This is a genomic window from Polymorphospora sp. A560, from assembly GCF_045781765.1.
GTDB classification, from domain to species: Bacteria; Actinomycetota; Actinomycetes; order Mycobacteriales; family Micromonosporaceae; genus Polymorphospora; species Polymorphospora lycopeni.
Window position 1 is genome coordinate 3,501,216 of record NZ_CP122282.1, and the last position, 12,937, is coordinate 3,514,152.

General features: G+C 70.8%; 9 protein-coding genes. 6 read left to right on the plus strand and 3 right to left on the minus strand.

Annotated elements, in window-relative coordinates:
• The first annotated feature begins 186 nt into the window (after nt 1-186).
• A complete protein-coding gene (locus QCD66_RS15790; protein ID WP_375734345.1) occupies nt 187-2,352 on the plus strand; it encodes a glycoside hydrolase domain-containing protein in 2,166 nt (721 codons plus the stop codon).
• An 11-nt stretch (nt 2,353-2,363) separates the two neighbouring features.
• Nucleotides 2,364-3,023, plus strand: coding sequence for a hypothetical protein (locus tag QCD66_RS15795; RefSeq protein WP_375734344.1), 660 nt, complete (start codon nt 2,364-2,366; stop codon nt 3,021-3,023).
• A 91-nt stretch (nt 3,024-3,114) separates the two neighbouring features.
• On the opposite strand, the gene QCD66_RS15800 is transcribed toward QCD66_RS15795, so the two are convergent.
• Entirely contained in the window at nt 3,115-4,236 is a 1,122-nt protein-coding gene (locus tag QCD66_RS15800) for a hypothetical protein (RefSeq protein WP_375734343.1), read from the minus strand.
• 155 nt (nt 4,237-4,391) lie between these two features.
• Between QCD66_RS15800 and QCD66_RS15805 the strand changes: the two genes are divergently transcribed.
• The 4 genes from QCD66_RS15805 to QCD66_RS15820 all read left to right on the plus strand — a co-directional run bounded on the left by QCD66_RS15805 (nt 4,392) and on the right by QCD66_RS15820 (nt 9,682).
• Entirely contained in the window at nt 4,392-5,384 is a 993-nt protein-coding gene (locus tag QCD66_RS15805) for a histone-like nucleoid-structuring protein Lsr2 (RefSeq protein ID WP_375734342.1), read from the plus strand.
• A gap of 14 nt (nt 5,385-5,398) precedes the next feature.
• Complete coding sequence (locus QCD66_RS15810) at nt 5,399-5,890, plus strand: UPF0158 family protein (RefSeq protein ID WP_375734341.1); 492 nt, start codon at nt 5,399-5,401, stop codon at nt 5,888-5,890.
• Between the two features lie 63 nt (nt 5,891-5,953).
• Nucleotides 5,954-6,217 (plus strand): hypothetical protein, encoded by a 264-nt coding sequence (locus QCD66_RS15815; protein WP_357539165.1) that lies wholly within the window; start codon nt 5,954-5,956, stop codon nt 6,215-6,217.
• A gap of 180 nt (nt 6,218-6,397) precedes the next feature.
• Nucleotides 6,398-9,682, plus strand: a complete 3,285-nt coding sequence (locus QCD66_RS15820) for a DUF4132 domain-containing protein (RefSeq protein ID WP_375734340.1) — start codon at nt 6,398-6,400, stop codon at nt 9,680-9,682.
• 342 nt (nt 9,683-10,024) lie between these two features.
• On the opposite strand, the gene QCD66_RS15825 is transcribed toward QCD66_RS15820, so the two are convergent.
• Complete coding sequence (locus QCD66_RS15825) at nt 10,025-10,903, minus strand: IS5 family transposase (protein WP_407567174.1); 879 nt, start codon at nt 10,901-10,903, stop codon at nt 10,025-10,027.
• 226 nt (nt 10,904-11,129) lie between these two features.
• Entirely contained in the window at nt 11,130-12,551 is a 1,422-nt protein-coding gene (locus QCD66_RS15830; protein WP_375737220.1) for a M20/M25/M40 family metallo-hydrolase, read from the minus strand.
• Nucleotides 12,552-12,937 lie beyond the last annotated feature (386 nt).

The following is a 12,937-nucleotide window of genomic DNA, read 5'->3' on the forward strand; positions in this document are numbered from 1 at the left end:
TGCTAACTGTCCGTACGATTGGCGCTACTCGATCAAGCTCCGGCCCTGGTCCCCAGCCTGCCTGGCGGGCCGGCCGCACAGCCACCGACCACCCTTCGGCCCGGCGGAACGATCGCCACCACGGTCCGACTCGTCCGCCGATGAGCACGCGACACATCGCCACGACGCCAGCAGTACGGGGGAAGAATGCCGATAACGATCCGTCCGCGCGCCACCTGGGGTCAGTACGTCTCCGAGCCACGGCGGGCGCACGCCTCCGCGGCCCCGGTGCCGACCACCGGGCGCGAATGGGACCCCGTCGGGGGAGTCTTCATCCACCACCGTGGACCCTTCAACCCGTTCGCCCGCAGCTACGACACCGAGGAGGACTGCCAGCGGGACATCGCCGAGATCTACGAGTCGCACTGGAACAGCGCCGACTTCGACGGCGACATCGGCTACAACTTCCTCGTCTGCCAGCACGGCAACATCTACCAGGGCCGAGGATACGAGCGGGGCGAGGCCAACTCCGGCACCGCCCCCAGGATCGACGGGCTCGGCCGCAACGCCGGCTTCTACTCCATCTGCGCGCTGATGCGCTCGAACCACTACGCGGCCGAGCCGCTGCTGCGCGCCTTCCGGTCGCTCATCGACCACCTGCGCAACGAGGCGCCCAGACGCACCGGCCCGCGCATCCTGCCGCACTCGTACCAACACGGCGAGACCGAGTGCCCCGGCAACCTCACCATGTACGCCCGGGCCGGGTCGACGATCGACCCCGCCGTCGCGTGGTCCGGCCTTGCCGACATCCACATCTACCGGGCGCAGCAGTGGGCGAACATCACCTACGCCAACGCGCCCGGATACCTCAGGTGTCCGGAGGACGGGCGGACCGGCTGGTCGACGGTCCTGTCCCTCACCCAGGGCCTCCAGCACGAACTCGGCATCTCCCCGACGGTACAGAACTTCGGCCCAGGCACCTTCAACGCGGTCCGCGCCCGCAACCTGCTCCCGCAGCAGGAGTTCCGGGCCAACCTGATCCGGATCTACAACGGCGCGCTGTGGTGCAAGGGCTACTGGACGTCCACCGAGCAGGGGACCTGGAGCGGTGACTCGCAGGCCGCGATCGAGCAGTTGTACGCCGACGCCGGACTGTCGTACTCGAACCAGACGATGCGGCACGCGATGTGGCCGCACGTCCTCAAGGCGATGCTGCGGATGGACCAGTTCCAGCTCGTGCCCGGTGGCGACGCCAACATCCAGACCATCCAGCGGCGGCTGAACTCCCGGTACGTCGCCGGGATCGGGATCCCCGCGATGGGCCTGGTGCCCTGCGACGGGATCTACTCCCGCGACGTCCAGCAGGGTCTCATGATGGCCATCCAGCACGAGATCGGCATCCCGTCCGCCTCGATCAACGGATACTTCGGCCCCGGCACCCAGACGGGACTGCGGACAGTCGGCTCCGGCACCCTCACCGGCGACCTGCGCTACCTGTTCCGCTCGGCCTGCTACTTCAACTCGCCCACCGTGTCACCCGACAACCCCGGGACACCGCTGGGCTACCGGCCCGAGGACATCGGCACCGACACCGCCACCAGCACCCACCTGAACTGGTTGCGGGCATTCCAGCGGTTCTCCCAGATCCCGGTGACCGGCACCAACGACTACACGACCTGGGCGCAGCTGCTGGTCTCCTCCGGCGACACCGACCGGCCGGCCATCGGCTGCGACTGCATCACCGAGATCACCGCGACCCGGGGCGGGCAACTCGTCGCCGCGGGCTACCGGATCGTCGGCCGTTACCTCGACGAGCACCTTCCCCCCGGCGACCCGTTCTACCTCGGCAAAGCCCTCAAACCGACCGAGCCGCAGACCATCCTCGACGCCGGGCTGCGCCTCTACCCGATCTTCCAGTACAACGGCACCCAGCTGATGAACTTCACCTACGAGAAGGGGTACGACCAGGGCCGGGCCGCCCACCACAAGGCCGTCGGGTACCGCCTTCCCGCCGGCACCTGCATCTACTTCGCGGTCGACTACGACGCCCTCGACGCCGAGATCGACAGCAACGTCCGGCCGTACTTCGAGGGGGTCAGAACCGCCCTGACCGAGCTGGGCAACCGCTACTTCTTCGGCGTCTACGGCTCGCGCAACGTGTGCAACCGGATCTCGCGGGAGGTCGGCGCCCGCTGGTCGTTCGTCTCCGGCATGTCGTGGGGCTTCTCCGGCAACCTCGGCTTCCCGCTGCCGGCGAACTGGTCCTTCAACCAGATCCGGGAGTACGAATTCCGGCCCGGCTGGGGACTGGACCACAACGTCTGGCGCGACGGGTCCGACCCCGGCGTCACCACCCTGGACAACGGCGAGTGAGGAGAGTTCCGATGGTCACCAGACGAAGCCTGCTCGGTGCGGCGTCGGCGGGCGTCGGCGTACTCGCCCTGACGCCCGGCGCCGGCGCCCACGCCGCCGTCACCGGCGAGTGGACCCGAGGCGTGTCCGCCAACGGCTGGCCGATCGATCCGAAGGCGATCACCGACCACCGGGTCGAGGGATCGTCGACCTCGGTGGCCCTGCGTGCGGGCCCGGCCGCCGTCGTGCTGCTGCACGTCGCCCGCCGCTGGCACTACGAGATCGCCCCGCTCGACACCGGCGAGGGAGGCGGGATCACCGGCCACGTCACCAGTCGGGTCGTCGGCGCGGACTTCGAGTCCAACCACCTGTCCGGCACGGCCGTCGCCTTGCACCCGACCGCGTATCCGCTCGGCGGCAGCGAAGGACTCTGGCCGCACCACGAGGTGATCGTGCGGGACATCCTGCTCGACTGTGACGGCACGGTCGTCTGGGGCGGCGACCTGCGGCCGTCGAAGTTCTCCCACTTCCACCTCGTCGCCAGGCCCGACGACAGGGCCCTGTCCCGGGTCGCCGCGGCCCTCGACACCGGTGTGCGGGTCGGGTCGCGGTCGCAGAGCGCCGGCACCGTCGCCGACCCGGCGACCCCGGCCCGCCGGGAGAGAGCCCGCCGGCTGTCCCGCCCGCGCTGACCCGGGTGGCGGCCAGCGGCCGCGAGGGTGACAAGTCCGTGCGTTTCGTGTGGCGGGCTGGTTCATACGGCTCGCCGCCGTCCGGTCGGCGCTATTCGTGCAGTCCGACTCGCACATGCGCGGCGAGGCGGTCGCTGAGGACGGTGAGCCGGGGCAGATGGCTGCTGGCGTACCAGTCGGACTTCTGTCCGCGTAGCAGTTGTTCGCCGTGTTCGTGCCAGGTCGTGGCGGGTTTGCCGGTGGCAGCCCGCAGGACACGATCGGCGTTGTCGGGGTAGCGGGCAGCGAGCCGCTGCAGCGGGACCGGGTCGACGGTGTCATCGTGCAGGTACGCCCGGACGATCTCCTTGTACCGGCGGCGGCGCATGAGATCGGGGTCAGCGAAGGCCTGCTCGGCGAGGGCGTAGTCGGCGTACATACCGAGGCCGGTCTGCGGGTCGTAGATCACGCCGACGGTCTCGGCCGAGTAGTCGAGCCAGTCCAGGTCGGTCGGCGGGGCGGTGCCGGGTTCGCCGGAGTAGGCGTCCCAGTACCCGCGTATGGCCTTGTCGACCTCGTCCACGCCGAGGGTGACCTCGTCGCTGCCGAAGTGCGCGACGAACGCGGCGTGTTGGGCGCGTTGCAGCTCCCACGCGCGGGCCAGGCGCTGCGGGTTGTAAAAGACGAGTGCGGGCTGCTCGGTCGCGAGCCGGATCGCCGCACCGTAGGCGTTGGCCCGGTCCTGGGCGGAGTAGCGGGCGGTAGCGCCGCTGAGCAGCCAGTCGTCGTGCACGGGCACGATGCGGCTGCCGATGAACGAGCCTGGCGGCATTTTGTCGAAGATCGGCTCGTCGGTGTTGGTGCGGATGCGGTAGGGCAGGTCGTCGACGAGATTCACGGTGTGCAGGACAGGGCCATCGCGCCCGGTCACCTCGAAGACGCCCTCGCGTACGTCACGCCAGCCAAGGAGGAACTCGCGTTCGGCCTCGGGGAGTGCGGGATGGGCTTCGACGAACAGGTCGATGACGGTGCGCCCGTCGTGCAGGCGGTGCTGCTGGACGAACCAGTCGAAGAAGTTCGACAGTTCGCCCTCGTCCTCCACGACGACGACCCGTCCGAACCGGGCTCTGATCTCCTGCCGGAACGCGCGGTCGAAGCGCGGCTTGCGCGCATAGTCGAGCAGTTCACGCTTCAGCGCCACACTGCGCCGCACCAACTCGTCGATCGATGACACAGGCTGCCCTCCGCAGGAGGAGCCTATGCCCGACCCATGACATGCCGCGCGCGAGGGCGGGCGGTCGCCTCTTCACAGCTCCGGCGATCGGCGCCGCATGATCCCGTCACCCGGTCGGCGGGGAACCCGCGGGTCGGCTGAGCAACACTGGACGCGTGGAGTTGCTGATCGCCAGGAACCCGGACGAGGCATCGACCCTGCCGTACCTGCTGAAGGTGCCGTTGGGCGACGGACTGGTCTTCCGGGCGCGCGACACGTGGCCGCGGACAACGGCGGTGTACCTGCACCCGGTCTGGGCCGACGAGTGGCCCGACACCCCGGAGATCGTCGAGCGGGTGCCCGTGCGGTCGTGCGTGCGCCGGGGTGCGGCGATCGACCTGGTCCTCGACCGCGGTCGGGAGAACCGGTCACAGATCGTCTACACGACCGCGAGAGGCCGCGAGGTGGTGTTCTGGCAATCGCCACGCACCCGCAAGCAGGCCAGGCCGCAGGTGAACACGCCCACCGCCCGCGCCGCCGGGCTGGCCGACCTGCCGGTCGTCGTCGACTCGCACGAGCGGTACGCCTACACGTTCGCCGGCAAACCCGTCACGGTCACCCGGCGGGCCCTGCACTGCGGCGACTACGGCCTGGAACACCAGGGCCGACTGGTGGCCTCGGTGGAGCGCAAGAGCCTGGCCGATCTGGTCGCCTCGCTGATGTCCGGCAAGTTGAAGTTCGCGCTCGCGGACCTGGCCGCGCTGCCCCGGGCCGCGCTGGTGGTCGAGGACCGCTACTCGCAGGTGTACGCGTTGACGCGGGTGCGGCCGGCGGTGGTGGCCGACGGCCTGGCCGAGGTGCAGGTGGCCTGGCCCAACGTGCCCATCGTCTTCTGCGAGACCCGCAAGCTCGCCGAGGAGTGGACGTACCGCTTCCTTGCCGCCGCCCACGTCTGGGCCGTCGGCGAGGCGCCCGCCGTGCGGGCAGGGAACGGGCCCACACCTGCCACCACTGCCGCGCCGGTCGGGTCGCAGCCGTCGACCAGGCAGATTCGTGCCTGGGCGCGGCTCAACGGCATCGACGTGCCCGACCGCGGTCGGTTGCGCCCGGAGGTGATCCAGGCCTGGCACGACGCTCACCCGTCCCCGACGACGCCCGAGACAGATTGAACGGGAGACTGCCCGTGCTGAGGATTGCGGACCTCGACCTCGACGAGCTCGTCACGGCGCTGCAGAGCCAGGACGGCTATGAGCAGTTCTGGCTCATCGACCCCGTGACCGGCGAGATCACGTTCGGGTCTTCGGACCTCGATCCGGATCCGGACCTCGACGACTGCGACCTGGTCCGGATCGATCCGCTGCCGTCGCGCGTGTGGTATCGGGACATGGCGGACTTCACCGACGGGATCGCCGACGAGCGGGCCGGGGACAGGTTGGCCCGTGCGATCCAGGGCCGGGGGGCGTTCCGCCGGTTCAGGGACGAACTCCACGACGAGTACCCGCACCTGCTCCAGCTGTGGCACGGCTTCTCGGGCCGGCGAGCCATCCGCCGGGCCGTCGAATGGCTCGCCGACAACTCTTTGGTCGACGTCGCCGACGCGGACCGTTTCCTGGCCGACCATCCTGACCTCGACCTGTCCGGGACGGGTCGAACCGCCCGCCCCACCGAGGTATAGGTGCCGCCCCGGGGACCGCGGTGGAGCGGCACCGAACTCGATGCTCTGATAGAGCTCGCGACCGTGGATGCGTACGACGACGATGACCAGCTCACCGGCCTGTACACCATGCTTGAGGAGCACCTGGCGCTGCCCTTCACCACCGAGGTGCTGGGTGTCGCGGTTTCGGTCGACCGGATCGACCTGACCGACGACGGCCGGATCGTCGCCGTGTGCGAGCGAGCCGGGATACGCCAGGCGATCGGCATCCTGGACCTGCCGCTGCCCGACCCCGCTCCGACCGGCAGCCAGTGGATCGCGGCATACCGGCGGTGGGCACGACGCTGACCCCGGCGGCGACGGCGTTGCCGGCTGATGCCGAAAGCACCGAGGCGGTGCTCTGGATGGTGCGGGCAGGAGTGCCGGCCGGGACGCCGCCACCAGGTCCCAAGCGGCCGGGAAGCAGTCACGGTTCTGTCGGTGGTCGTCGCTACCGTGTCGCCCGATCGCACAGGGAGGCGTACGGGGATGACCGACGAGGACCAGCTGGTGATACCGCGGGCGTGGTACCGCAGCATCCATCCGCGTCGCGGCGGCGCGCCGGTCGGCTACGAGCCGGATCCGGACTGGCAGAACGCGCTTCGCAGGCTCGTCGCGCAGCGCCCGTCGGTGCGTGACGCACTGCGGCACCACCACACCCCCGCCGAGGTGGCGTCGGCCGGGCTGGCATGGTTCGACGAGACCGGCGAGGAGACGCCGTTGGGTGCGGCGGCGGTCGCGACGGCGCTGATCGCGTTCGCCGACCGGCGCGACCCCGACTACCAGCCGATCGCCGACGCCTGGATCGGCCGGCACGGACTGATGTTCGCCGTGCGAGCGGCGGCGGAGCTGGCTGGGCTCGGCTACGGCGGTTGGTCGCGTTCGGGACCGGTCCACCGGGACCGCGAGGGTGGCGAGGTGATCGGGAGCCACTGGCTCGCACGTGGCCACGAGCAGGTCCTCGGCCGGGTACGGGCAGCGCTGGCGTGGGAGTCCAACGACGAGTACACGGCGGCGGTCGCGGCGCTGTCGGGGTATCGCGACGGGTCGCTGCGGCAGCGGATCGTCACCTCGTTCCTCGTCCCGGGCCGGGAGGACTGGGTCGACGCGGACGTCCGTGCCCTGGCCGGGATCGAGGACTCCTCGGCGCTGTTGTTGCTCGCCTCGGCCACCACGGTCGCCCAGGTGCACCTGATCGAGGATGCCCTCGCGGTGTCGGTCCGGGCCGCGCTGTTCTCGTCGCGGATGCTCCACACGGTCGCGGAAGGGCTCGGTGCCGCCGGCGCGGACCTGTTCGTGCACTGGCTGGACGACTTCTACACCGACGCCGCCACCCGCTGGGTGCTGCTGTCAGTGGTCGCGGCCCTGCCCGGTGACCACCCGTTCCAGCTGCTGCTGAACAGGCTGAACGACAGGCACGTGGCCGCTGCCGTCGTGGCGGCCGCCGACCGGTTCCCGCACCGGGCGCTGCGGCTGCTCGCCACGGCCCCGAAGACCGACGACCTGCTGCGCCGACACCTGCTGCGGCATCCCGGCCTCGCCGACGAGTTGCCGCCCGGCCTGCCCACCGCGGCATCAGCCCGGATCCACGCCGCCAGGGCAGTGCCGACCGAACCGACGGCACCCGCGCAGTCCCTGCCTGCACTTCTGGTCACGCCCCCGTGGACGGTGCGGCGCAAGACGCCCCGACCGGTGGTCCTGACCGGATTGCGCTGCGCCGACGAGCCCAAGTTCCATCCGGATTCCGCCGACCGGGTCCGAATCGATCCGGTCGACCTGCGCCACGATGTCAACCCGGCCTTGGTCAAGGCGCAGATCCGGTCCGGGACCGCCGAGGACTGGCAGGCCCGGCACGTGCTGGAGACCGAACCGCCGCAGATCGCCGTACCGCTGTTGGCGGTCTGGCGCCCGCGCGAGCTGTGGGGGCTTGCCTGGTGGCTGCCCCGCCTGACGACCCGGTTCGGTGTGGACGCCTACCCGCTGGTGCTCGACATCGCCCGGCGCAGCCCGGCCGAGGCCGGCCCGCAGCTGGCGCGGTTCACCAGCCCGGACATCGCGCTGCTGATGGCCGACTGGCTGGCCCGGCTGAAGACCGTACACAAACTCGCCCTCGCGTGGCTGCGCCGCCACCCGGCGGCGGCCGCGCGGGCCCTCGTCCCGGTGGCCCTGTCGAAGCCGGGAGTTGCCCGCCGGCAGGCCGAGCGGGCGCTCGTCGCGATCGCCGGGGCCGGGCACCGGGACACCGTGCTGGCCGCCGCCGCGTCCTACGGCCCGCCGGCCGCCGCCGCGATCACCGACCTGCTCGACGCCGACCCGCTCGACGGGTTCCCGGCGCGGATCCCGCGACTGCCCGACTGGGTCGACGTGGCCACGATGCCTCCCGTCCGGCTGCGTGACGGCACCGGCGTGCTGTCCCCCGACGCGGCCGGGCACGTCGTCACGATGCTCGCGATCTCCAAGCCGGACGAGCCGTACGCGGGGCTGCCCGTGGTCGTTGGCGCGTGCACCCCGGACAGCCTCGCCGCGTTCGCGTGGGAACTGCTGGAGCGCTGGCTGCGGGCCGACGCAGCGCCCGCGCACGGGTGGACGCTGAACGCGCAGGCCCTGCTCGGCGACGACACCACCGCCGGACGTCTCGGCGCCGTGGTGCGGCGATGGCCCCACGAGGGCGCCCACCAGCGCACCGCGGCCGGCCTGGACGCACTCGCCCGGCTCGGCACCGAGGCGGCGCTGCTGCAGTTGCACAGCATCGCCACCACGGTGAAGGCGAAGGCGGTCCGCGCCCGGGCGACGGCGAACCTGCAGGAGGCGGCCCAGCAGCGCGGCCTGTCGGCTGAGCAGCTCGCGGACCGGCTCGTGCCCGATCTCGGCCTCGGCCCGGACGGCACCCTCGTGCTCGACTACGGTCCCCGCCGGTTCGTCGTGCGCCTCGACGAGCAGCTCAGGCCGCTGATCACCGATGGGGACGGCAGCCACCGTAAGGGGCTGCCGAAGCCCGCCGCGGCCGACGACCCGCAGCTGGCCGCCGCAGCGCTGGACCGGTTCGCCGCGCTGCGCCAGGGGCTGCGCGCGTTCACCAGACAGGTGCACCGCCTGGAGGAGGCGATGGTGCGCCAGCGGCGCTGGACCGGTGCCGAGTTCCGGCAACTGCTGGTGGACCATCCGGTGCTCGGCCGGGTGGTGCCGAGGCTGGTCTGGGCGCTGTTCAAACCGTCGGGCGAGGTTGTCGGTGCGTTGCGGGTCGCCGAGGACCGTACGTTCGCCGATCTCGACGACGAGACGATCACGGTCGCCGACGATGCGTGTGTCGGCGTCGCCCACCCCGTGCAGCTCGGCGCCGACGTGTCCACCTGGGCCGACCTGTTCGACGACTATCAGCTGCTGCAGCCGTTTCCGCAGCTCGGACGTGAGGTTCATGGGTTGACCGTCGATGAACGGTCGGCGGTCCGGCTGGCCCGGTTCGACGGTGTCAAGGCGTCGACGGTCAGGCTGCTCGCGCTGGAACGGCGGGGTTGGCGGCGCAGCGGCGAGGACGGCGGCCGCCAGCATCGGATGGAGTGCGACCTGCCCGACGGCGGCCGGGTCGTCGTCGCGCTCGTCCCGGGCATCATGATGGGGGCTCCGGACCATCATCCGGAGCAGACGTTCGAGGACGTGTGGATCTGTCGCGCCGGCGGTGACGAGTGGCGTGACCCGCATGACGTTACGTTCGGGGAACTCGATCCGGTCTCGGCCTCCGAGTTGCTGCGTGACCTGACCGAGGCGACAGGCTGACGCGAGGCGCTCGAGGCAGCCGGACGGCCCGCGAGGCGGCAACCACGTCGATCTAGGACACCCGCCGGCGGGCGGTCCCGGCCGGCGGGCTGGCGACACTCGTCCCGGCGGGGTCTGTGATCAGGTCGTGGTGACGGCCGGGAAGCCGGCGGTGAGGGCGGCCATCGCGCGGCGGATCCGGGTGTCGGCCGCCGGGCCGCTCGCACCGGTCGGCGCGACGTGGTGCAGCACCCCGACCACCGCCAGGGCCAGTGCCTGCGTGTCGGTGTCGGCAGCAGGTCCGGGGCTACTGCCAACGCCTTGACACAGAGAGATTCCGCTAAGGCGTGTTTCATAAGTCGGTCAGAGCCATTCGGTGATGATGGTGATGGTCAGGACGGCTTGGAAGCGGACGGCAAGCTTGTCGTAGCGGGTGGCGACGCCGCGGTGGCGTTTGAGCCGGTTGATTCCGTTCTCGACGGCGTGGCGTAGCCGGTAGAGCTGCCGGTCGAACGCGGGTGGGCGGCCACCGCGGGAACCCTTGGCCTTACGGTGGGCGTCCTGGTCCTTCTTGCTCGGGATGCAGGCCCTGATCCCGCGCGAGCGCAGGTATCGGCGGTTGCCGCGGCTGGTGTATGCCTTGTCGGCCAGAACCAGGTCGGGGCAGGTACGGGGCCGGCCCACGCCCAGACGTGTCACGCGGATACGGCGCAGGACGGGGATGAACTGTGGACTGTCACCACGGTGCCCGGCGGTCACGATCAGGGAGAGAACCTTCTGCCCCTGCTCGCAGGCCAGATGAGTCTTGGTGGTCAGCCCACCCCTCGATCGACCCAGCGCGTGGTCGGCCGGCTCGTCGTGCACGCCGCCGGGAGGCTCCTTCTGCAGATGGCCGTCCTTGCGGGCACCCGCGGCGTGCTGGTGAGCGCGGCTGGTCATCGAGTCCACGCTCACCGTCCAGGCGATCCGGCCGGTCGCGTCGCCGACGGCCTGCAACGCGGACAGGATCTGGTCCCAGGTCCCGTCACGCTGCCAGCGGCGGAACAGGCCGTAGACGGTGGGCCAGGGCCCGTACTCGGCCGGGACGTCACGCCACGGGGCACCGATCCGGATCCGCCACCGGATCCCGTCGATGAGCTGTCGTTTCTCCCACTTCGGCGGACGACCCGTCGCCGGCGCGGCAGGCAGCAGCGGGGCCAGAACAGCCCACTGCCTGTCGGTCAGGTCATGCCGCCTCGTCACCGCTACGCTGGGCACAAGGTCTCCGGTATGAAGTTCTTGCTTGGTCGCAGAACCAGATACCGGAGACCTCTTCAGTTATCGATCACGCCACGCCGCAACTTCGTGGGACAGCCCGACTTACGAAACACGCCTTAGATCCACAGGCCGCGGGGTGGGACGGCACGCCGTCCCACCCCGGTACCGGTGCTTCCGTGCCGGGCGGGCTCACCGGCCACCCGACCGGAGGTCAGCCCCGGGCCGTCGCGAAGGTGGCGGCGCCGATTAGCTCCAGCGACACCTGGAGACGCTCCAGGCTGATGTTCTTCTCGATGGTGTCCTCCGGGCTGTGGTACGGCGGCTCCAGCAGCGCCGGGGACTCCTCGCCCCGCCAGGAGAAGTTGGCGCTGGCGATGCCGACCTCCTGGAACGACTGGTGGTCGCTGGAACCACGCTGCGTGACCGGGGAGATCCGCGGCTCGTACCCGAGTCGGGTGGCCGCCGCCGCGACCTCGTTGGTGGCCCGGTTCGCCTCGCCGGTGAAGGACAGCAGCCAGTACTTCGTGGCCGGGTCCCAACTCGTGGCGACCATGTCGTTGTTGTAGACCGCGAGGAAGCGGTCCCGCTCAGCCTGCGGAAGCTGCCGGACGTAGTACCGGGAGCCGATCAGGCCCTGCTCCTCGGAGCCCCACAGGGCGAACCGGATGGTCGCCTCCAGTGGCGTGTTCTTCAGCACCCGGGCCAGCTCCAGGGCGAGCACCGTGCCGGAGCCGTCGTCGTTGGCCCCGGGGGCGCCGATGACGGTGTCGTAGTGGGCGCAGACCATGACGATGGGGCCGTCCGCGCCGAGGGAACCGACCCGCTCGCCGATCACGTTGTTCGAGATCAGGTTGCGGTGCGCCGTGGTCTTGATGACCAGGACGAGCCGCTGCGCGGCGGCCAGTTCACGCAGCCGGTGCTTCTGCGCCTGCGCGACGCCGACGACCGGGATCGGTACCGGGTTGCTGGCCGAGCCGGGCAGGGTGGGGGAGAAGGCCGAGGCCATCCGGGGTGCCACCGCGTCCGCCGGGAGGAAGATCACGGCCGCCGCGCCCTTCGCCAGGGCGGTGGCGACGAGTTGCTCACGCTGGGCGGCGACGTAGTCGACGAGGACAATCCGGCCGGTCGAGTTCGCCGGGTAGTTCTCCGGTGCGCCGGCGCCGACGTCGATCACCTGGCCGCGGACCTTGGTGTCCAGCGCACCGTGCGCGGAGGCCCCGGCCTGCCAGCAGAGGTCCCAGGGCAGGCGGGTCGGCGAGCTGAGGTCGGCGAGGAACTTGTCCGCCACCGGGAACGGCTGCAACGTCGTGTCGTAGCCCATCCGGTCGAGGGTGCGGGCGATGAAGTCGGCGGCCCGCCGCTCCGATGCCGTGCCACCGATGCGGGGGCCGATCTTCTCGGTGAGGGTGAAGAGGTCGTTGAGGGCCCGCTTCGCCGAGGCCTGCCGGACGATCTTCTTGTCGTCCAGCGTGAGCTGGGGCATCCGGAGAGCACCCGGGCGCAGGTCGTCCGCGGCCCAGGCCGGGACCGGCAGGGCGACGGTGGCGGCACCGCCGAGCGCCACGGCCAGCATCCGGCGGCGGTTCAGGGGGGAGCGGGAAGAGGGGGTGGCGTGCCCGTCCTGTGTAGTCAAAGGGTCCTCCTGGTTTGGGGCTGGACCCGGGACCGTCTTGCGGTGGCCCGGGTCACATGCGACAGAACTTATCTGTCCGTTCATCTCTTCTCAAGATCGCGCAGCGGTTTCTCCGCAGGTCAGATCGTTATACGGCGGTAAAGTGACGGTTTGTGGACCGGGACTGCCGGCCTCGGCAAGGATCGTTACGGTCAGGTCCTAGTACCTGATCGCCGACCAGCCCGAACGGTCGATGACTGATTAATCCGTGCTGGTCCGGTATTGTCCGGTGTGCTCGCCGGGTGGTGGAACTCCAGCGGCGGGTCTGTGAAGCCAACGGCGACGTCTCTGCTGCCGACGCCTTGACACAGCGAGGTGCCCCGCCACGATGGCCGACCGAGTCAGGC

Coding starts and splice junctions, on each gene's coding strand:
- QCD66_RS15820 (WP_375734340.1), top strand. CDS start 6,398: ATGACCGACGAGGACCAGCTGGTGATACCGCGGGCGTGGTACCGCAGC.
- QCD66_RS15790 (WP_375734345.1), top strand. CDS start 187: ATGCCGATAACGATCCGTCCGCGCGCCACCTGGGGTCAGTACGTCTCC.
- QCD66_RS15795 (WP_375734344.1), top strand. CDS start 2,364: ATGGTCACCAGACGAAGCCTGCTCGGTGCGGCGTCGGCGGGCGTCGGC.